The organism is Corynebacterium pygosceleis, assembly GCF_016595275.2.
Taxonomy (GTDB): domain Bacteria; phylum Actinomycetota; class Actinomycetes; order Mycobacteriales; family Mycobacteriaceae; genus Corynebacterium; species Corynebacterium pygosceleis.
Genome location: NZ_JAENIQ020000006.1, coordinates 20855 through 40502, shown reverse-complemented (window position 1 = coordinate 40502; position 19648 = coordinate 20855). Strand labels below are relative to the sequence as shown.

The following is a 19648-nucleotide window of genomic DNA, read 5'->3' as shown; positions in this document are numbered from 1 at the left end:
GGCGTCCTTCGTCCGTCCCCACGGCCGTACCCTCGATCTCCGACCGTCGGGCGAGTTCCGCCAGCGCCGGCACGAGGGCAGCCAGTGCCTTGCCGCGGTGCGACAGTGCATCCTTCTCCTCCGGCGACAGTTCCGCCGAGGATCTGGGGCGCTCGTCGGTGCCCTCGACACGTTCATCCTCCTCTTCCGGAATGAACAGCGGATCGTAGCCGAAGCCGTTCTCACCGACCGGGGTCCGGACGAGGCGGCCGGACCAGGCGCCCTTCTCGACCCACTCCTCACCATCGGGGGTGACGAGGGCACAGACCGAGACGAAGGCGGCTTTCCTGCGCTTGAGCGGCACATCCGCCATCTGCGCGAGGAGCAGCTCATTGTTCGCCTCATCGTCGCCGTGTCTGCCGCACCACCGGGCGGACAGGACACCGGGCATACCACCCAGTTCCTCGACCGCGAGCCCGGAATCGTCGGCGAGCGTGGTGATACCGGTGGCCGCCACGCCGGCCCGGGCCTTGATGAGGGCGTTGTCGGCGAAGGTCCGCCCGTCCTCGACCGGCTCCGGGTACCCGAGGAGATCCTCGGAGGAGAGCAGTTCCACCCCCTCGACACCGGCGGCATCCAGGACCCGGCGGAGTTCCCTCAGCTTCTTGGGATTGTGAGACGCCACATGGAGAAGCACCGGCGCTCAGCCCTTCAGAGGTGCTTCGAGAGCGGCCTTCTGGGCGGCGATGAGCTGGCGGCAGCCGATCTCGGCGGAGTCCAGCATCGCGTTCAGCTGGTCCCGGGAGAAGGTGCCGGCCTCGCCGGTGCCCTGGACCTCGACGAAGTTACCGGACTCAGTCATCACGACGTTCAGGTCGACCTCGGCGCGGGAGTCCTCCTCATAGGGGAGATCGAGGCACACACGACCGTCGATGATGCCGACGGAGACGGCGGCGACCGGGGGCAGCAGCGGATCACCCGCCAGGACACCCCGCTCACGCAACGCGGCGACCGCGTCCGCCAGGGCCACATAGGCACCGGTGATGGCGGCGGTTCGGGTACCACCGTCCGCCTGGAGGACGTCACAGTCCAGGGCGATGGTGTTCTCACCGAGCTGGGAGAGATCGATGGCGGCGCGCAGTGAGCGGCCGACCAACCGGGAGATCTCGTGCGTACGCCCCTTGACCTTGCCCCGCATGGACTCCCTGGGCATACGGTCATGCGTCGCGGCGGGAAGCATCGAATACTCGGCGGTCAGCCAGCCCTCGCCGGAGCCGACCTTGAAACGCGGGATCCGCTCCTCGACGGAGGCGGTGCACATGACCCGGGTGTTGCCGAACTCGACCAGGACACTGCCTGCGGGATTGGTGGTGAAACCTCGGGTGATGGACACCGGACGCATCTCGTCGAGGGAGCGTCCGTCTGCACGGGTGAAAGAAGAAGTCATGCGGGCCAGAATACCCGGCGCCCCTCCCCTCCCCCGCAGACCTCCCGGTCCACGGAAGCGGGACATCCGTCACAGAGGCCGTTCACGCACACGTCCGGGACGTCGGAACGCGGTACCGCACAGGAGCCCCACATCGAATCTTCACAACTTCGGCGACACCCACCAACACAAAAATGTTAATACCCCCGCATTTTGACACAATCAAAAATGCGGCCCTGAGCTGGGGTTTAAAAACCACACGCAAAAATACCCCGATGCAGGGTGCGAAAATGCGCTAGCTTCGATCCATAGGTTCACACGAACCGACTGCAAGTGAAAACCAATCTCAACAAGGAGATCTCATCATGAAGGCACTTGTCTATCACGGCCCGGGCCAGAAGTCCTGGGAAGAGGTACCGGATCCCACCATCCAGGAACCCACCGACGTCATCTGCAAGATCGATGCAACCACCATCTGTGGCACCGACCTCCACATCCTCAAGGGCGACGTCCCCGCCGTGACTGACGGCCGAATCCTCGGCCACGAAGCCGTCGGCACCATCACCGAGGTCGGCGACGCCGTCACCGAGTTCAAGGTCGGCGACCGCGTCATCATTCCCGCGATCACCTCCTGCGGAAAGTGCAGCTTCTGCAAGGTCGGCAACTACTCCCACTGCCAGACCGTCGGCGGTATCGGCTGGATCCTCGGCCACCTCATCGACGGCACCCAGGCCGAGTTCTGCCGGGTCCCCTACGCCGAGACCTCCCTCTACGCGGTCCCCGAGGGCCTCTCCGACGAAGACGTCCTCTTCCTCACCGACGCACTCCCCACCGGTTTCGAGATCGGCATCCTCAACGGCAACACCAAACCCGGTGACACCGTCGCCATCGTCGGAGCCGGCCCCGTCGGACTCTCCGCGGTCATGACCGCGAGCCTCGCCGGCGCAGGCCGCGTCATCACCGTCGACATGGACGAGAACCGGATGGACACCGCCATCGAGTTCGGCGCCACCCACAAGGTCAACGCCAGCGACCCCGACGCCGTCGAGAAGATCAAGGCACTGTCGAGCGACGGCCTCGGCGTCGATGTCGCGGTGGAGGCCGTCGGCATCCCGCAGACGTTCAAGACCTGCCTCGACATCGTCCGCCCGCACGGCAACGTCGCCAACGTCGGCGTCCACGGCAAGTCCATCGACCTGCCGCTCCAGGACCTCTGGATCTCCAGCATCAGCATCTCCATGGGCCTCATCGACGGCCACTCCATCGACAAGCTGATGCGCATGGTCGAATCCGGCAAACTGCCCGCCAAGAAGATGGCCACACACCACTTCACCATGGACCAGTTCATCGAGGCGTACGACCTGTTCGCCAACGCCGCAGAGAACAAGGCCGTGAAGCTCGTCATCACGCCCTAACCCAATGTAAAGCGGGACAAGACAGACACAATCCCGCCCACACAATGAAATGACGCCCCAGCGGGCGAGCGGGAGAAACCACTCTCCCACCACACCGCTGGGGCGTCACCCATACCCCGGGCCGAGACCTCAGCGCCGACGACGACGCACAACCCCCGCCACAGCAGCAAGCACCAGCGCACCGATCACCAGAGACGCCGTCCAGACGACACCAGCCCCGGAACGCCCCTCCCCGTCGGAAGCAGTCTGCCGGATATCGGAGCCCGCATCAGCGGACACAGAGCCAGACTGCGTTTCACTCATGGACACCGACGTCCCACGCCCGCCAGCCTCGACACTGTCACGCCCCTTCCACTGACGCTCCGCATGCCCGTGGTCATGGCCATGTCCGTGGTCGTGGCCATGTCCATGGTCGTGTCCGTGGTGGTCATGGCCGTGATCATGCCCGTGGTGGTCATGTCCATGGTGGTCGTGCCCGTGATCATGTCCATGGTCGTGCCCGTGGTGGTCATGCCCGTGATCGTGGCCATGACCATGGTGGTCGTGCCCGTGATCATGTCCATGGTCGTGCCCGTGGTGGTCATGCCCGTGATCGTGATCGTGACCATGGTCGTGGTGGTCATGTCCGTGGTCGTGCCCGTGATCGTGATCGTGATCGTGACCATGGTCGTGGTGGTCATGTCCGTGGTCGTGCCCGTGATCGTGATCGTGACCATGGTCGTGGTGGTCATGTCCGTGGTCGTGCCCGTGATCGTGGTCATGGCCGTCATGGTCATGGTCACCGGCATTTGAATCTGGAGACTTGGAACTCGACCAGAATCCACTTTCCGAGGAACCAGTTAACCCCGAAGAGGATTCCGGTTCCTTTTCATGGTCATGCCCATCATGGTCATGATCGTCACCGTGGTCGTGATCATGACCGTCGTGATCGTGTCCATGCCCATCGTGCCCGCCGTGGTCATGCCCATCACCGTGATCATGATCGTCACCGTGGTCGTGATCGTCACCGTGGTCGTGATCATGACCGTCGTGATCGTGCCCATGCTCATCATGCCCGCCGTGGTCATGCCCGTCACCGTGATCATGATCGTGCCCGTCGTGGTCGTGGTCGTGGTCATGCCCATCGTGCCCGCCATGATCATGTCCGTCACCGTGGTCATGGTCCGATGACCGGGAGGTATCTTCACGTGCGGGCGTTGCCGTGGGTTCAGCCGTTTCTTCCGTTTCAACTTCGGTGCTTGCGGCGTTCTCCACCGTGTTTTCCTGCGGAGATTCCTCTGCGGGGGCGATGGCGGGTGACATCACGGCAAGTGGCAGCGCGGAGGCAAAGGCGACTGCCAGTGCCCGGTTCCTCAGGTGCATGACCAACTCCAGAACTAATAGACAATGATTACCAACAAAGTTAGCCCCTTCGGGCTTAATGGTCACCTTTTCCATTAGAGGGGGAGGTGTTCACTACCCCCGAAACTGAAAAAACCCTGCTCAGCAGGGTTCAATCTCACTCAGTGGCTTCTCACCGACAATCCTGGACAGCCATCGGCACGCGGTTACAGATCCAGTTCCATCCCCGCGTACCCGAGGATGATCTCTCCGTCGAACTCGGAACGGGCGGCGTCGACCGTCGCGGCCTCATCCACCCACGGCGGTATGTGGACGAGAACAAGTGTCCGAACACCCGCGAGTCGTGCGGCCCGACCCGCTTCCTGCCCCGAGATGTGCATGTCCCCGGGTTTGCCCTCCGGGTCATCTCCCCAGGTCGCCTCACACAGGAAAACGTCGGCGTCACGGGCGAGTTCGACGAGGTTGTCGCACCACCCGGTGTCGCCGGAGTAGGCCAGTACCCGCCCGGTCGAGGGTTCTTCCACCCGGAGTCCGTACGCCTCGATGGGATGGACCACGGAATACGGTGTCACCCTGAAATCGGCGACCATCTCGGATTCCCCGTGCCGCCACGGCACGAAGGCGAAGGAATCGGACATGTCGTCCACGTCGCCCTCGATGTCCGCGGAGATCCGACCCAACCGACTCGGCAGATCCAGGGGACCGCAGCACAGATTGCGTGCCGGAGCCGCCGACGCCGGGTGGTAACGACGCCAGACCATCAGAGAGGGGAAGTCCAGGCAGTGGTCCGCGTGCAGGTGGGAGAACATGATGTGGGCGTCCGCCGGATCCTGGATCTGTTGGAGGGCGGCGAGTGTCCCGGGTCCGAAATCCATGATCACCGAGGGGCCGCGCTTTCCGCGCAGAAGGTAGCCGGAGGCGGGGCCTTTGGGGGCTCCCAGGCTCCCGGTGCACCCGAGGATCGTCAACTTCATAGGGATCACTGTGCCATGACTCAACGTGACATGGGTATCCGTCGACCCGAAAACATGTCGTGTCCGGCTCGGATTACAGTCCGTCGAGGTGACTGACCTGTGTCACATCAGGACCCAGGAAACGGCCCGCCAGCTGGGTGAAAAGCACCGGGTCTCCGGTCGATTCGAAGGTACGTGTCGGGGTTCCGGACTCGGAGAGAAGATCCATCTGGCTCAGTGTCCGCAGAACATCCTTGGCGGTTTCCTCCGCGGACGACACCAGGGTGACGTGTTCCCCCATGGCGAGCTGTATGACACCACTGAGCAGCGGATAGTGCGTGCAGCCGAGGACGAGCGTGTCGACGCCCGCCGCCTGGAGCGGCTCCACGTAGGCCTGCGCGACCCCGAGTATCTGTCGTCCCGAGGTGATTCCCCGTTCCACGAAATCCACGAAGCTCGGGCACGCGGTGGCCACGCACTCGACGGAGGGCGATGCGGAGAACAGCTCCTGGTAGGCACCCGATTTGATGGTCCCGGTGGTACCGATGACCCCGATCCGCCCGTTGCGGGTGGTGGACACCGCACGACGGACCGCTGGCAGGATCACGCCGATGACGGGGATGTCGTACCGTTCGCGGGCGTCACGGAGAAATGCCGAGGTGGCGGTGTTGCAGGCGATCACGATCATCTTGCAGCCCCGTCGGACGAGTTCATCCGCGACCGCCATCGAGTGTTCCCGGACACGGCGGATCGGTAGCGGCCCGTAGGGGCCGTTACCCGTGTCACCGATGTAGATCATCGATTCGTCGGGGAGCTGGTCGACGATGGTGCGGGCGACCGTCAGCCCACCGACACCGGAGTCGAATATCCCGATCGGGGAATCCGCCGTCGGAGGTGTCTCGGCGCGGATGATCTCGTCGACTGGGGGCTTCGGGGTACTCACCTCACCGATCCTATCCGTCGATGACCGACGGCTGTGACGGTCCGGTGTTAACGGGTTGTCACGGTCGGGACGAATCCTCCGGCGGGGACTCGGGTTCGCACTCGGCCGCGTCCACGAAGGTTCCCGCGTCGATCTCCGTCTGCAGTGCACGTGCCATCCGGTCGAGCATCTCCCTTCCGGTGTCATAGGTGCCGTCGTCCGGGCGCACGGCCAGTGCGACACCGAGGTGTCCGCCGGGGGTTCGGAGGACACCGAACTGCCGGACGAGGTAGTCGCCGTTCTCGTCGGGCCCCCAGCCTCCCTTGAAGGGGAGATCGGGTACGCGACCGAGCCCGTAGGACTGGTCATCGACGATGCCGTTCATCGCCGTCAGTACCGCGCCGGCCCCCGGGACACAGGTCAACCGTTGTGCGAACCCGGCCTGATCGGACAGGGCCCACGGGGTCTGTCCCGCCGCGGAGAACCCGGGCCTGGTGATCTCGGGGGTGACCGTGGTGTCGTCGCCCGCCCTCCGGAGGATCATTTCGGTGGCGGTCGCCGCGTCGGCACCCCCTCCGAGGGAATACCAGAGGGTGTCAAAGGCGGCGTTGTCACTGCTGGTGACGGCCCTGTCCACTGTCTCCGCGATGTCCTTGTCCCCCGCCCCGTGGAACAGGACGGCCATGGACACGGGGATCTTCACCGTCGACCAGGCCGGACCGGTCAGGACCGTCCCCGCCGTCACCGTGTCCCGGCCGTCGTCGAGTGCGACACCGACCCCGCCGTCCCCCACCGCCGCAGCGGAGATCCGGTCCGCCGCGCGTTGCAGTTCAGGTGCCCGGGATGTCGTCGGCGTGTCACCGGTGACCCAGGGGGTGGCTTCCCTCGACGTGGTCGCGGAAACCGGGGCATCCTCCGCCGCATCACCCCGGTCACCGGTGGGAATGGTGCACGAGGTCAGGGCCACGACGAGTGCCGGGGCACACAGGAACGGTGCGGCTCTTCCGCCTCTCACGGCAGTCCCCGTCCCCGGCGTGGCCCGGTGCGCACCGGATCATCGGAGGTGATGGTGGCGCCCGCGACCACGCCGCCGACCGCCCCGAAGAGGTGCCCCTGCCAGGACAGTCCGGTCTGCGGGAGGAAACCGTGGATCATGCCGGAGAAGGAGAAGACGAGGATCGCTCCGACGACGATCTGTCCGGGGGAGCGGTTGTAGAAGCCACGCACGACCAGGTAACTCATCCAGCCGTAGACCACGCCGGAGGCACCGATGTGGTTGGTTCCCACACCGCCGAACAGCCAGGTGCCCAGTCCCCCGATGATGATGCAGATGGCCGTGACCTCGAAGAATGCGCGCCTACCGGAGAGCCCGATGAGGAATGCGGCGACGACGCCCACGGTCGTGTTGCCCATGATGTGGGCGAACCCGGCGTGCAGGAACGGTGCGCTGAGGACGGCCGGGAGGAAGGTGGGGTCCAGGGGGTGGATACCGAAGGAGTTGAGGTGTCCACCGCTGATGATGTTGAGCAGGAACACGGTCCAGATGAGTGCGACCCATCCGGTGGTGAGGTTCATCGCGGTGCGCAGGCGTGTCCCGCCCGCAGCCACGGGTGACGGACCCGGTGTGGTGGTGGCGGGAGGGACCTGCCCCGGCCAGCCTGGGGAGGGGTCGGGTAGGTCGAATCCGGGGTTGTCGGGGTACTGGGGCACGTCATTTCCTCGTCGTCGGTGACTCGCGGGGATTCCCGTGGGTGGCGGCTGGTTCGGTCACCCCATGAGGGCGGCGAGCAGTGAGTCCTGGTTGAAGGCGAGCCATTCGACGAGTCGGGAACGCTCCTCTTCCGCCGCTTCACCGTTGACCTCACCGGAGGCCACGTAGAGGCGGATGTCGTTGAGGCCGGCGATCCACGCGTGGACCTCCGACTCGGGTACGACGACGGCGACGTTGCCGTCGGGGCCGAGGGCTTCGGTGATGAACTGGAGGTTCTCCAGCTTCCCCCGGCAGATGTCGTTCTCGTGGAGACTGCGCAACAGCGAGTTGTCGCCCTCGTATTCCTCGTCGCCCTCACGCTCGAAGTCGGGGAGCAGCCGCCGGAGGGCGGGGTCGTCCGGGGCTTCCCTGTGCCCGCTGGGCATGCCCGTCATTTCGGCGAGTTCATCCCTGGGGGCGGACTGGGCCCGGCGGATCAGCGCTTCCGCGACGGTCGCCGCGAGGTCACCGAGGACCTCGCGTTCCATCGGGTCGAAGGTCGCGGTGAAGCGGGCCCGGCCTCGGATCAGTCCTTTTCTGCGTTTCCAGGGTTCCATTGTCCCGTGTCTCCCCTCTCCTACCCGGCCTGCTGCATCGTCGCCCACAGGCCTGCGGTGTGCAGCTTCTTGACGTCCGCCTCCACCTTGTCCTTCTCCCCCGACGACACCACGGCCTTCCCCTCCGTGTGAACCTGCATCATCAGTTCCGTGGCCCGTTTCCGGTCGTACCCGAGTACGGTCTCGAACACGTAGGTGACGTAGCTCATGAGGTTGACCGGATCATCCCAGACGATGCACATCCAGGGAAGGTTCTCACTCGTGAGGACCTCGACGTTCTCCGTCTCTACTGGTACTGGTGTGGGCGAACTCATGCCCACAAGACTATCCGTTTCCGTACCCGATTGCGGTACCGGCACGGCTCCGGGCGCTCTTCCCGACGCTCCGGTGGTGCTCCGTCACTCCCTGCGGACGAAACTATGCGACTACAGTGGTCCGCGTGAACCACATCACCCCGGAATCAACAGACAATCGCCGTTCCAGTGCACTCCTGACGGACATGTACGAGCTGACGATGCTCCAGGCGTCGCTGCGTGACGGCACCGCCGACCGTGAGTGCGCCTTCGAGGTCTTCGCCCGCCGGCTCCCCAACGAGCGCCGCTACGGTGTCGTCGCCGGAACCGAGCGTGTCCTCCGTGCGGTACGGGACTTCGTGTTCACCGAGGAGCAGCTGGCGTCACTGGATTTCCTCGATGACCGCACCCTGGATTACCTGCGCGATTATCGTTTCTCGGGCCAGATCGACGGATACCGGGAAGGTGAGCTCTATTTCCCGCACTCCCCCATCCTCACGGTCCGGGGTATGTTCGCCGAGTGCGTGCTCCTGGAGACGGTGATCCTCTCCATCATGAACGCCGACTCGGCCGTCGCGTCCGCCGCCGCACGAATGGTCACCGCCGCGAACGGCCGGATGATCATCGAGATGGGGTCCCGCCGGACCCACGAGTACGCGGCGGTCGCCTCCTCGCGCGCGGCCTATCTCGCCGGTTTCCACTCGACCTCCAATCTGGAGGCGGCGTTCCGCTACGGGATTCCCGCCGGTGGCACCGCAGCGCACTCATGGACGCTGCTGCACGTCAACGAGGACGGGACCCCGAACGAGGAGGCCGCGTTCCGCGCGCAGATCGACGCCCTCGGCGTGGGCACCACTCTCCTGGTCGACACCTACGACATCACCAACGGTGTCGAGACCGCGGTGCGGGTCGGTGGCCCCGGACTCGGTGCCGTCCGGATCGACTCCGGGGACCTCGGCATGCTGACCCGTCAGGTCCGCCGCCAGCTGGATTCCCTCGGCAACCACAACACGAAGATCGTCGTGTCCTCCGACCTGGATGAGTTCGCGATCGCCGGACTGTCCGGTGATCCGGTGGACATCTACGGTGTGGGCACCTCCGTCGTCACCGGTTCCGGTGCCCCGACGGCGGGCATGGTGTACAAACTCGTCGAGGTCGACGGAAAGCCCGTCGCCAAGCGTTCCCGCAACAAGGCGAGCCGTGGCGGCGCGAAACGGGCGTTGCGCACCCACCGGGACACGGGTACCGCCGTCGAGGAGCTCGTGCTGCCGATCGACGCCGGCACACCGGACACCGGGACGTTGACCGCCCGTGAACTGACCATCCCGATGGTCCGGGACGGCCGACCCGTTGACGGCCTGCCGACGCTGACCGAGGCACGCGATCACCTCGCGGCCCAGTTGGTCACCCTGCCCTGGGAGGGGCTCGCCCTGTCCCGGGACGAACCCGCCCTCAGCGCCCGGTTCGTCGGCTTCTGATCCCCCCTGTCCTGATCCGAGAGCCCGACCCCGGCGTGCAACAGCGTTCCGGGGTCGGGCTCTCGGCGCCCCGCCCTGTCCTCCTGCACCAGCTCAGGAGTGTCGTCCAGCGGTATCGCACAGCGATCCCCGTCACGACACCGTGCCAGGTTCGGTCGGAGGTTAGACTGCAGGACAGCCCGTTCCACGCGGTCGCGATCAGCCCGGTTCCCGGCCGCCACGGAATGCACCTCTGACTCACCACACCCCTGCGGGAAGGATCCATGCCCGACTCCGCGCTCTCCCCGGACACCGCCCAGCTCCTCGGGACGGCGGTGTCCGCGATCGGCGGCACCACGCGCCCCGGACAGGTCGCGATGCTGAACGCCGTGACGAAGGCGATGCGGGAGGAGCGTCACCTCGCGGTGCAGGCCGGCACCGGTACGGGTAAATCACTGGCGTACCTCATTCCGGCACTCGCCCACGCTCAGGCCACGGGCACCACCGTGGTGGTCTCCACCGCGACGATCGCCCTGCAACGGCAGCTGGTGGAACGGGATCTCCCCCGCCTGGCGGACGCCCTGGAACCGGTGATGGGTAGGCGCCCGACCTTCGCGATCCTGAAGGGCCGGTCGAACTACCTGTGCCTGAACAAGATCAGCCAGCCGGAGGCCTCGGAGGAGGCGCTGATCGACGAGGCGGATCTCTCCTGGATGGGCCGGCACATCGTGCGACTGAACGAGTGGGCGCAGGAGACGGAGAGCGGCGACCGCGATTCCCTGGATCCGGGCGTCCCCGATCTGGCGTGGAAGCAGGTCAGTGTCACCGCGCGCGAGTGCCTGGGGGCGAACCGCTGTCCGCACGGCGAGGACTGCTTCGCGGAGTCCGCCCGGAGACAGGCCCAGGACGTCGACGTCGTGGTGACCAACCATGCACTGCTCGCCATCGACGCCCTGTCGGAGGGCACCATCCTCCCGGAGCACGATGTCGTGGTCATCGATGAGGCCCACGAACTGGACGGGCGGATCACGGCGGTGGCGACGGCGGAGATCTCCGGTCCTGCGTTGACGCTGCTGGCCAAGCGCGCGGGGAAACTCGGGGCGGAGGGACGCGACGAGAAGGTCAGCGCACTCGCGGGCGACTGGGAGAAGCTGTCCGCCGCGATGCCGGAGGGCCGGTGGAACGTGATCGACCCGTCGGCGACGTCACTGCTCACCGCGCTCAGGGACGCGTTGTGGTCGCTGCGGCAGTCGATCGCCCGGAGCCCCGACGGGGAGGTCGCCAACGATCCGGCGACGGCCGCGGAGCGGCAGTCGGTGGCGACCGCACTACAGGAGACGCATGACTCGATCGTCCGGGTGCTGGAGGTCTTCGCCACCGCTGATCCGACGAAACAGCAGGACGTGGTGTGGTTGAACCGGGACGACCGGCGTGGCGACACCCTCCGTGTCGCTCCGCTGTCCGTCGCGGGTCTGCTCGCGTCGCGCCTGTTCGCGGAGCAGACGGTGATCCTGACGTCCGCGACGTTGACGCTCGGCGGGCGTTTCGACGCGATGGCCGCCGCGTGGGGCCTCGCGAGGGGTTCCTACGACAGTCTCGACGCCGGTACCCCGTTCGATCCGGCGAAGGCCGGGATCCTCTACACGGCCCGCGACCTGCCGGATCCGGGACGGGACGGGTTGCCCGAGCAGACGCTCGACGAGATCGCCGGTCTGATCACCGCCGCCGGTGGACGGACCCTCGGGCTGTTCTCCTCCCGGCGCGCGGCGGAGCAGGCGGCCGGGGCGATGCGTCTGCGTCTGCCGTTCGACGTTCTCTGCCAGGGCGATGACGGGACGGGTGCGCTGGTGGAGAGGTTCGCGCGGAGCGAGAACACCTGCCTGTTCGGCACCCTGTCCCTGTGGCAGGGGGTCGATGTCCCGGGGCGGACGTGCTCACTGGTCATCATCGACCGGATCCCCTTCCCCCGTCCCGACGACCCCCTGCTGCAGGCGCGGAAGGACGCGGCGGACGCGGACGGACGGAACGGGTTCATGGAGGTCGCCGCCAGTCATGCCGCACTGCTCATGGCCCAGGGGGCCGGCCGGCTGCTGCGGCGTACCGATGACCGTGGTGTCGTGGCCGTCCTGGACAACCGCCTGGTCACCCGCCGCTACGGCTCTTTCCTCCTCAGATCCATGCCCCCGTTCTGGCGTACCTCCGACCCCGCGGTGGTCCGCGGTGCCCTCGAAAGGTTGGTCTCCCGGTGATCCATCCCGACCGTTCCCTGCCCGAGCTTCTGTTCACCGGTGATCTCCCGGATACCCCGGCGATCACCGATCCGGAGCGTACGGTCACCTACCGGCAGCTCGCCGGGGAGGTGGCGCAGATCGCCGGCGCTCTCCGGCACCGGGGTATCCGCGCGGGTGACCGTGTCGCCGTACAGGTCCCGAACGGGATTGACTTCGCCGTCGTGTTCCACGCGGTCCTGTCCGTCGGTGCCACGGTCGTCCCGGTCGGGATGCAGGTGCCGCCGAGGGACCGGGAGTGGCAGGTGCGGCGCGCCGGAGCGGTTCTCGTCGTCGACCCCGGTGTCGTCACCGGTTTGCGTTCGACGCCCGGGACACCGTTGGCCCCGCAGCCGGTGGATCCGGATGCCGTTGCGGTTCTCCCCTTCACCTCGGGTACGACGGCGGAGCCGAAGGCGATCCTCCTGACGCACCGGAACATCGTCGCCAACACGGTGCAGTTCTCCTCGGTACTCCCGTTGTCCGCGGGTGAGGCGTGCATGTCCGTGCTCCCCTTCACCCACGCCTACGGCATGACGTCGTTGCTCAACGCACCGTTGCACCTGCGTGCGCACATCATCGCGGAGCCGTTCGACGCGGAGCGTTTCCTCCGGGGGCACGGTGAGCATGGTGTGGCGCTCTCCTTCATCGCACCGCCGTTGGGCCGGTTGCTGGCGGATCATCCGCTCGCGGCGGAGACCGACTTCTCCGCGCTCCGCACCGTCATCAACGGGGCTGCGGCACTGGATGCGGGCGTCTCCGGGAGGGTCGCACGACGTACCGGGGCACGGGTCATCCAGGGCTACGGGCTGACGGAGGCGTCACCGGTCACCCATCTCGCCGTCCACGCCGACTGTCCCCCGGACAGCATCGGGCACCCGCTGCCGGACACCCGCGACCGGATCGTCGATCCGGAGACGGGTGCGGACGTCCCTCCGGGCGGTGCAGGTGAACTGTGGGTGCGGGGTCCGCAGGTCATGGCCGGATACCTCGACGACCCGGAGCGGACCGCGGAACGGTTCCGGGACGGCTGGTTGCGGACCGGTGACTGGGCCGAGCGTGACGGAACCGGCGGCGTTCGTCTCATCGACAGGATGGGCGACGTGATCAATTCCCGTGGGTACCTGGTGTCCCCCTCCAGGTTGGAGAGGATCGTGACCTCGCTCCCCGGTGTCCTGGACTGCGTGGTCACCAGGGGTTTCACGGCGGACGGAGATGAGTGCCCAGTCGCTTTCGTGGTCCCCGCCGAGGGGACACGCCCGGATGAGGGGGCCGTCATCGCCGCCGTCGCGGAGCGGACGGCTCCCTATGAACGGATCCGGTCCGTGCAGATCGTCGACGGTGTCCCCCGGTCGGCGGCGGGAAAGGTGCAGCGGCACTCACTGCCCACGGTCCGGCTCGGATCCTGACCCCGTGACCGCGGGATCCACCCCGGCGCGCCGTCGGATCCGTCGATAAGGTGGTGGACATGAGTGAGATGACGTGGCCCGTCCCCCTGGAGACCCTGAGCGACGGTGTGATCCGTCTGCGCCGCCCCGTCGAGGAGGATGTCCACGAGGTGTACGCCACCGCCGTCGATCCACTGTCCGTGAACTTCACCTCCGTGCCCCGTCACTACACCCTGGACATGGCGGCGGACTATCTGCGTTCGTGCTCCGACGACCCGGACCTGGTTTTCTGGGCGATCGAACTCACCGGGGACCCCGGTCACTACGCCGGGAACATCTCGCTGCGATCCGTCGACCGCGCGGTGGGATCCGTGACGGTCGGTTACGCCACCGCCCCCTGGGCGCGCGGCCGTGGGATCATGCCCCGGGCGCTCACACTTGTCGCGGACCACGCCTTCGACAACGACGTGCACCGTATCGAGCTCCGTTGTCTCTCCGACAACGTGCGTTCCAGATCCGTCGCCGAACGGTGCGGGTTCACGTTCGAGGGGATCAGACGGGAGGCGGCCCTGCACCGGGGTTCCCACGTGGACACGGCCTGCTACTCGCTGCTCCGGACGGACGTGTCCGACTGAGGGACGGTTCCCCCGCGGTCATCCGATCCGGCGCGGTTCCGGTGCCCGGGTCGGGCTCTCCCGGCCGTCGGGTGTGAAGATGTCCTCTATCCGGGCACCGAAGATACCGGCCAGTGCGAAGGCGAGCGGGAGTGAGGGGTCGTACCTTCCGCGTTCGATCGCGTTGATCGTCTGGCGGGACACCCCCAGCAGTTCACCGAGCCGCGCCTGACTGAGCCCCGCGGCCCGACGGCGTTCGGGAAGATCGTTCTTCACTCCGGATCCCCCTTTCCCCGCCAGATGCCGAGCCGGAGGTTCAGCGCCACCCCGGCGACGACCCAGGCTATCGCGTAGATCGGCCAGACGAACATGTAGCTGATGTCGGGCGTCCCAGGAACTGCTGCGCACACCCGTAGCCGAAGGTCACGGCGGACCCCACCGCGAAGGCGATCGCCAGTGCCCTGAGCGTGACACCGAACTCGAATTCGTCCTGGTCGGTGCAGATGGCCGTCGCCCCGCAGAGAACCAGGAGAACCCCCGTGATGACGGTGAGGAACGCGATCTCCCGTGCGAACGGGGCCCGTCCGCCGGCGATGACGACGGCCAGCGACAGGAGAAGGAGATAGCCGACCATGCTCAGGGCGAAGGCGCGCTGTCCGGTGCGCAGGCCGTTCCACCACCGGTTCTTCCCGTCCACGTTCCTCATGCCTGTGCTCTCCCTCCGGGAACGGTCGGAACCGATCCGTGTGTCAACGTTCCCTGACGGTAGATCGCGACAACCCGACTGTCAAGCAGGCTTGACATCACCCGGTGGTCACACCGTCACGGGCTGAAACGCACCCGGCGGCACGAGGGCCGCGACGAGAACGAGTGCGGTGACGGCCATCTCCCCGAATCCGACGGTGCGGGGACGCCACGGCGTCCCCCGGTGTTCCGCCCGCCGGGGCATCCACCAGGCCCGCAGAGCGACGACGAGAAACACCGGCACCGCGAGCCACGTCACCAGCCCCACCACGGCGAGTCCGGTCACCGCCGCCGCGGCGACGGAATGGTAGACCACGGAACCGGTGAACCAGCCACGGTCACCGCGTTTCCGGATCAGTGTCTTGACGTAGGGAATGGTTCCGCAGAAGTACAGGGCGATGACCGCGGTGGCCACCCACAGCCGCACGGTCATCGGATCCCCGGCCGCCCAGGCGGTGACGGGGATCATCGCACAGCTGGCCAGCACGGTGGACTCCCCGGACAGAAGGGAGCGTGGCCGCCTCCGCCACGCCTCCCACACCGCCACGGCGACGAGTGGCCCGAAGACGGCACCGAAGACGAGGATCGTGGGCCGCATCATGACGACGACGAGCGCCGCGACGGCACAGATGACGCCGTAGGTGACCAGGGGTGCGACATAGCGCCGTTTACGCGGTCCCCGCGCCTTCAGCCAGAGGCCACCGGCGAAGAACGCGAAGTAGCCGACGAACCAGGCGACGGCGAGCGGAACGTGGACCGGTGCCGGTCGAGCGAGGAGCACACCCACGACGAGCGGGACGATCACCATCACCCACGCACCGTGCTGGTCCGGGATCCACCCCGAGGTTCCGCCCCGACGCCCCTTTCCGGGGCGCGGAGCCGCCTTCGCCGTTCGTTCTGCGTGTCCGGTCATGTCTGACGGTTCCTTTCGGCCGCGGGACGACGCCACGGTTCCCGTCACCCGGAATCCCCGGCGTAGCCCCATACCGTCCGCCGAACTGAACCCGGCACGAAAAAGAGTGTCGTTTCCCTGGTTGTTCTCCGGTGCCCCGGAGCTTCCTCCACCGCACACGGTGCCCCCGAGGGGCCACCGTGACGGACCGGTCCACCACACGTGGACCACCGTCATTCTATCCGCCGGACCCCTCCGGCGGCCTTCCGTCAGTGCAGCGGAACCCTGCGCAGAGAGCCGTCGGAGAGCCCGGCCTCGTCGATCTCCTCACGGGAGATACCCATGATGTGCAGGATCTCATCGAGGAAGGGGTGGTTGACCGCGGCATCGGCGACCTCACGGAGGGCGGGCTTGGCGTTGAAGGCGATCCCCAGCCCCGCAGCCGACAACATGTCGATGTCGTTGGCGCCGTCACCGACGGCGACGGTCTGGTGCAGACCGAGCCCCGAATCAGCGGCGAACTCAGCCAGGAACTCGGCCTTCGCCGCACGGTCGACGACCTTGCCGATGACCCTCCCGGTGAGTTTGCCGTCGACGATCTCGAGGGTGTTCGCGCGGACGTAGTCGAGTCCGAGATCCTCGGCCAGTCCCTCGAGAACCTGAATGAAGCCACCCGAGACGACGGCGGTCTTGTATCCCATGCGCTGGAGTGCGCGGATGGTCGTCCGTGCACCGGGCGTCAGGACGATGTCCGCGGCGACCTCGTCGATGACGGAGGCGTCGAGTCCGGCGAGAACGGCGACCCGTTCACGGAGCGACTCCTCGAAGTCGAGCTCTCCCCGCATCGCACGGGCCGTGACCTCGGCGACCTCCTCCTCCTTGCCGGCGTGGGCCGCGAGCATCTCGATGACCTCGCCGGTGATGAGCGTGGAGTCACAGTCGAAGCAGATGAGGTTCTTCGCGTAGCGCACGAGACCCGCGCGCTCGATCGCGATGTCCACCCCGATCTCCTGGGTCAGCGTGGCCAGCGCCTTACGCAGGGCGACACCACCGCCGGGCTTCGGATCGGCGACCGTGACCTTGAGTTCCAGCCCGGTGACCGGATAGTCCGAGATACCGCGGATCGTGTCGATGTTCGCACCGTAGTCGGCGAGCGTCTGGCCGATACGGGAGATGTGCGCGGCGGTGACGGGGTTTCCGAGGACCACGACCGCGTGCGTCGACAGTGCGCGGGTGGAACGCAGTGAGTCCTGGACCTCGACGGTGACGGTCTGACCGTAGGACCGGAGGGTCCCCGACAACCCCTCGGTGAGCGTCTCGAGGTTCTCCGGGCTGCACCCGACGAAGGCCGCGAGGTTCAGTCGACCCCGGAAGAGTGACTGCTCGACGTCGAGCACCTGGACACTGTGGGCGGCGAGCACCCGGAAGAACGCCGCCGAGACACCCGGACGGTCACGACCGACGACGGTCACGACCGCCGGAACGGATCCCGGCGGAAGTGTGACGGTGATGTCCTGGACAGCGGGGGCGACGGTACGGGCGGCGTTGTTTTTTGTCTGGCTCACGGTGCCATTGTTCCATGTCGCCGACCCCCGGACAGACATCACCCCCGCGGGAACCTCGGGTTCCCGCGGGGGTGATGGTGCGTATGTCATTCGGTGGTCGGGCCGCTTTCTCCGGGCCCGGCCTGACCGTGTCGTACCGGGGAGGAGCTAGTTCTGCTTCTCCAGTACCGGGGAGTCTCCCGACGGGCGGCCGACGTGTGCCTCCGCGCGCATCCGCTCGACCATGTGCGGGTAGTGCAGCTCGAACGCGGGACGCTCGGAGCGGATCCGGGGCAGGGAGGTGAAGTTGTGGCGGGGCGGCGGGCAGCTGGTGGCCCACTCGAGGGAGTTTCCGTAGCCCCAGGGATCGTCCACGGTGACGATCTCGCCGTAACGCCAGGACTTGAACACGTTCCAGATGAACGGGATCACCGACAGACCCAGGATGTAGGCGAACACCGTGGAGATCTGGTTGTAGATGGTGAAGCCGTCACTCTCGAGGTAGTCGGCGTAACGACGCGGCATACCCATGTTGCCCACCCAGTGCTGGATGAGGAAGGTGCCGTGGAATCCGATGAAGGTCAACCAGAAGTGGATCTTGCCGAGCCGCTCGTTGAGCATGCGACCCGTCATCTTCGGGAACCAGAAGTACACACCGGCGTAGGACGCGAACACGATCGTACCGAACAGCGTGTAGTGGAAGTGCGCGACCACGAAGTAGGTGTCGGAGATGTGGAAGTCCAGCGGCGGGGAGGCCAGCATGATGCCGGTGAGACCACCGAAGAGGAACGTCACGAGGAAGCCGAAGGCGAAGATCATCGGGGTTTCCCAGGTGATGTGTCCACGCCACATCGTTCCGAGCCAGTTGAAGAACTTCACACCGGTCGGGACCGAGATGAGGAACGTCATGAAGGAGAAGAACGGCAGCAGCACCGCGCCGGTGACGAACATGTGGTGCGCCCAGACCGCCATCGACAGGGCGGCGATGGACAGGGTCGCGAAGACGAGGCCGGCGTAGCCGAAGACCGGCTTGCGGGAGAAGACCGGGATGACCTCCGAGACGATGCCGAAGAACGGCAGAGCCAGGACGTAGACCTCGGGGTGACCGAAGAACCAGAACAGGTGCTGCCAGAGAATCGCACCGCCGTTGGCCGGATCGTAGATGTGTCCACCGAGCTTACGGTCGTAGAGAACGCCGAGGGCGGCTGCGGTCAGCATCGGGAAGATCATCAGCGCCAGAATCGACGTGACGAAGATGGTCCAGGTGAAGACCGGCAGACGGAACATGGTCATACCGGGCGCACGGAGGCACAGGATGGTGGTGATCATGTTGACGGCCGACAGAATGGTGCCGACACCGCCGGCACCGACGCCGACGATCCACATGTCCGCACCGATACCGGGCGAGTGGGTGGCGTCGGACAGCGGGGAGTACATCGTCCAACCGAAGTCAGCCGCACCACCGGGAGTGGCGAAACCGGAGAGCATGATGATGCCGCCGCCGGTGGTCAACCAGAAACCGAACGAGTTCAGTCGCGGGAACGCCACGTCGGGGGCACCGATCTGGAGCGGCATGACGAAGTTGGCGAAGCCCCAGACGACCGGGGTTCCGTACAGCAGCAGCATCACCGTGCCGTGCATGGTGAACAGCTGGTTGAACTGCTCGTTGGAGAAGATCTGCATTCCGGGGTAGAACAGCTCCGCACGGATGAGCAGGGCCATGAAGCCACCCAGGAAGAAGAAGCAGAACGACATCATGATGTACATGACGCCGAGCAGCTTGTGGTCCGTGGTGGTGAGCATCAACCAGGCAAGGCTGCCCTTTCGACCGGTCCCCTTGGGGGCCGGTCGTGCTGGAGCGACATGATGGTCACTCCGTTTCTCTACAGCGGTCATTTGGTTCCTCCTGACTACGCAGCGACCCTGATCAGCCAGGGCCACCCATGTTTCACGCTTTCTTGATAGTAAAGGATCACTACCGGCGGTTCCAGCCGCGCAGCGGGCGTTATGGCCGGTACACGACGGTTTCGCGGGCACCGGATCAGACCGTTTCCGACGTCGTTGCCGGTGGGTGACGTGCGGACCTCAGGAATATGAAAAGCTCTG

Annotated in this window: 19 protein-coding genes and 1 pseudogene; 7 read left to right on the top strand and 13 right to left on the bottom strand. The window is 66.3% G+C overall.

What is annotated here, in order from left to right; all coding sequences use genetic code 11:
• Positions 1-43: 43 nt before the first annotated feature.
• Both JIM94_RS10835 and rph read right to left on the bottom strand, forming a co-directional pair.
• Positions 44-676 (bottom strand): annotated as a pseudogene (locus JIM94_RS10835) (non-canonical purine NTP pyrophosphatase); the annotation flags it as partial.
• A 6-nt stretch (positions 677-682) separates the two neighbouring features.
• The gene (rph, locus tag JIM94_RS10830; RefSeq protein WP_200250185.1) at positions 683-1426 is read right to left on the bottom strand and encodes a ribonuclease PH; all 744 of its coding nucleotides are present in this window, start codon (positions 1424-1426) and stop codon (positions 683-685) included.
• A 344-nt stretch (positions 1427-1770) separates the two neighbouring features.
• Between rph and JIM94_RS10825 the strand changes: the two genes are divergently transcribed.
• The 3 genes from JIM94_RS10825 (at position 1771) to JIM94_RS10815 (ending at position 3990) form a co-directional block, all read left to right on the top strand.
• A complete protein-coding gene (locus tag JIM94_RS10825; RefSeq protein ID WP_200250188.1) occupies positions 1771-2820 on the top strand; it encodes a zinc-dependent alcohol dehydrogenase family protein in 1050 nt (349 codons plus the stop codon).
• A gap of 366 nt (positions 2821-3186) precedes the next feature.
• Complete coding sequence (locus tag JIM94_RS10820) at positions 3187-3612, top strand: hypothetical protein (RefSeq protein ID WP_200250191.1); 426 nt, start codon at positions 3187-3189, stop codon at positions 3610-3612.
• Between the two features lie 78 nt (positions 3613-3690).
• Complete coding sequence (locus JIM94_RS10815; RefSeq protein ID WP_200250193.1) at positions 3691-3990, top strand: hypothetical protein; 300 nt, start codon at positions 3691-3693, stop codon at positions 3988-3990.
• 377 nt (positions 3991-4367) lie between these two features.
• Here JIM94_RS10815 and JIM94_RS10810 read toward each other — a convergent pair whose 3' ends face one another.
• From JIM94_RS10810 to clpS, 6 genes are all read right to left on the bottom strand, one after another.
• Positions 4368-5135 carry an MBL fold metallo-hydrolase gene (locus JIM94_RS10810; RefSeq protein WP_200250196.1) on the bottom strand — a complete coding sequence of 256 codons (768 nt, stop codon included), beginning with the start codon at positions 5133-5135 and terminating at the stop codon, positions 4368-4370.
• A 73-nt stretch (positions 5136-5208) separates the two neighbouring features.
• Entirely contained in the window at positions 5209-6057 is an 849-nt protein-coding gene (gene murI, locus JIM94_RS10805) for a glutamate racemase (protein WP_248086447.1), read from the bottom strand.
• Between the two features lie 58 nt (positions 6058-6115).
• A complete protein-coding gene (locus JIM94_RS10800; RefSeq protein ID WP_200250199.1) occupies positions 6116-7051 on the bottom strand; it encodes a serine hydrolase in 936 nt (311 codons plus the stop codon).
• Positions 7048-7746 (bottom strand): rhomboid family intramembrane serine protease, encoded by a 699-nt coding sequence (locus JIM94_RS10795; protein WP_248086448.1) that lies wholly within the window; start codon positions 7744-7746, stop codon positions 7048-7050. Before JIM94_RS10795 ends, JIM94_RS10800 begins: the two co-directional genes overlap by 4 nt.
• Before the next feature lie 57 nt (positions 7747-7803).
• Complete coding sequence (locus JIM94_RS10790) at positions 7804-8343, bottom strand: DUF2017 domain-containing protein (protein ID WP_200250202.1); 540 nt, start codon at positions 8341-8343, stop codon at positions 7804-7806.
• Between the two features lie 20 nt (positions 8344-8363).
• On the bottom strand, positions 8364-8657 hold the full coding sequence (gene clpS / locus JIM94_RS10785) for an ATP-dependent Clp protease adapter ClpS (protein ID WP_198736867.1): 294 nt from the start codon (positions 8655-8657) through the stop codon (positions 8364-8366).
• Positions 8658-8782: 125 nt separating this feature from the next.
• On the opposite strand from clpS, the gene JIM94_RS10780 reads away from it, so the two are divergent.
• The 4 genes from JIM94_RS10780 (at position 8783) to JIM94_RS10765 (ending at position 14383) form a co-directional block, all read left to right on the top strand.
• The gene (locus JIM94_RS10780; RefSeq protein WP_200250211.1) at positions 8783-10114 is read left to right on the top strand and encodes a nicotinate phosphoribosyltransferase; all 1332 of its coding nucleotides are present in this window, start codon (positions 8783-8785) and stop codon (positions 10112-10114) included.
• A 263-nt stretch (positions 10115-10377) separates the two neighbouring features.
• Entirely contained in the window at positions 10378-12342 is a 1965-nt protein-coding gene (locus tag JIM94_RS10775) for an ATP-dependent DNA helicase (RefSeq protein WP_200250214.1), read from the top strand.
• Positions 12339-13769: an AMP-binding protein gene (locus tag JIM94_RS10770; RefSeq protein ID WP_200250217.1), complete on the top strand. Its 1431-nt coding sequence runs from the start codon at positions 12339-12341 to the stop codon at positions 13767-13769. The genes JIM94_RS10775 and JIM94_RS10770 overlap by 4 nt, the downstream gene beginning before the upstream one ends.
• Before the next feature lie 59 nt (positions 13770-13828).
• Positions 13829-14383: a GNAT family N-acetyltransferase gene (locus tag JIM94_RS10765; protein ID WP_200250221.1), complete on the top strand. Its 555-nt coding sequence runs from the start codon at positions 13829-13831 to the stop codon at positions 14381-14383.
• Positions 14384-14401: 18 nt separating this feature from the next.
• Here JIM94_RS10765 and JIM94_RS10760 read toward each other — a convergent pair whose 3' ends face one another.
• The 5 genes from JIM94_RS10760 to ctaD all read right to left on the bottom strand — a co-directional run bounded on the left by JIM94_RS10760 (position 14402) and on the right by ctaD (position 19438).
• Positions 14402-14638, bottom strand: coding sequence for a helix-turn-helix transcriptional regulator (locus JIM94_RS10760; RefSeq protein WP_200250229.1), 237 nt, complete (start codon positions 14636-14638; stop codon positions 14402-14404).
• A 67-nt stretch (positions 14639-14705) separates the two neighbouring features.
• Positions 14706-15068: a hypothetical protein gene (locus tag JIM94_RS10755; RefSeq protein ID WP_200250232.1), complete on the bottom strand. Its 363-nt coding sequence runs from the start codon at positions 15066-15068 to the stop codon at positions 14706-14708.
• Between the two features lie 108 nt (positions 15069-15176).
• Positions 15177-16019 carry a YwiC-like family protein gene (locus tag JIM94_RS10750; RefSeq protein WP_200250235.1) on the bottom strand — a complete coding sequence of 281 codons (843 nt, stop codon included), beginning with the start codon at positions 16017-16019 and terminating at the stop codon, positions 15177-15179.
• Between the two features lie 248 nt (positions 16020-16267).
• Entirely contained in the window at positions 16268-17509 is a 1242-nt protein-coding gene (gene serB / locus JIM94_RS10745; protein ID WP_248086451.1) for a phosphoserine phosphatase SerB, read from the bottom strand.
• A gap of 201 nt (positions 17510-17710) precedes the next feature.
• Positions 17711-19438: an aa3-type cytochrome oxidase subunit I gene (gene ctaD, locus JIM94_RS10740; RefSeq protein ID WP_200250243.1), complete on the bottom strand. Its 1728-nt coding sequence runs from the start codon at positions 19436-19438 to the stop codon at positions 17711-17713.
• Positions 19439-19648: the final 210 nt, after the last annotated feature.

Coding starts and splice junctions, on each gene's coding strand:
- JIM94_RS10750 (WP_200250235.1), bottom strand. CDS start 16,019: ATGACCGGACACGCAGAACGAACGGCGAAGGCGGCTCCGCGCCCCGGA.
- JIM94_RS10825 (WP_200250188.1), top strand. CDS start 1,771: ATGAAGGCACTTGTCTATCACGGCCCGGGCCAGAAGTCCTGGGAAGAG.
- JIM94_RS10815 (WP_200250193.1), top strand. CDS start 3,691: ATGGTCATGCCCATCATGGTCATGATCGTCACCGTGGTCGTGATCATG.
- JIM94_RS10765 (WP_200250221.1), top strand. CDS start 13,829: ATGAGTGAGATGACGTGGCCCGTCCCCCTGGAGACCCTGAGCGACGGT.
- JIM94_RS10810 (WP_200250196.1), bottom strand. CDS start 5,135: ATGAAGTTGACGATCCTCGGGTGCACCGGGAGCCTGGGAGCCCCCAAA.
- rph (WP_200250185.1), bottom strand. CDS start 1,426: ATGACTTCTTCTTTCACCCGTGCAGACGGACGCTCCCTCGACGAGATG.
- JIM94_RS10775 (WP_200250214.1), top strand. CDS start 10,378: ATGCCCGACTCCGCGCTCTCCCCGGACACCGCCCAGCTCCTCGGGACG.
- clpS (WP_198736867.1), bottom strand. CDS start 8,657: ATGAGTTCGCCCACACCAGTACCAGTAGAGACGGAGAACGTCGAGGTC.
- JIM94_RS10790 (WP_200250202.1), bottom strand. CDS start 8,343: ATGGAACCCTGGAAACGCAGAAAAGGACTGATCCGAGGCCGGGCCCGC.
- JIM94_RS10820 (WP_200250191.1), top strand. CDS start 3,187: ATGCCCGTGGTCATGGCCATGTCCGTGGTCGTGGCCATGTCCATGGTC.
- ctaD (WP_200250243.1), bottom strand. CDS start 19,438: ATGACCGCTGTAGAGAAACGGAGTGACCATCATGTCGCTCCAGCACGA.
- JIM94_RS10755 (WP_200250232.1), bottom strand. CDS start 15,068: ATGAGGAACGTGGACGGGAAGAACCGGTGGTGGAACGGCCTGCGCACC.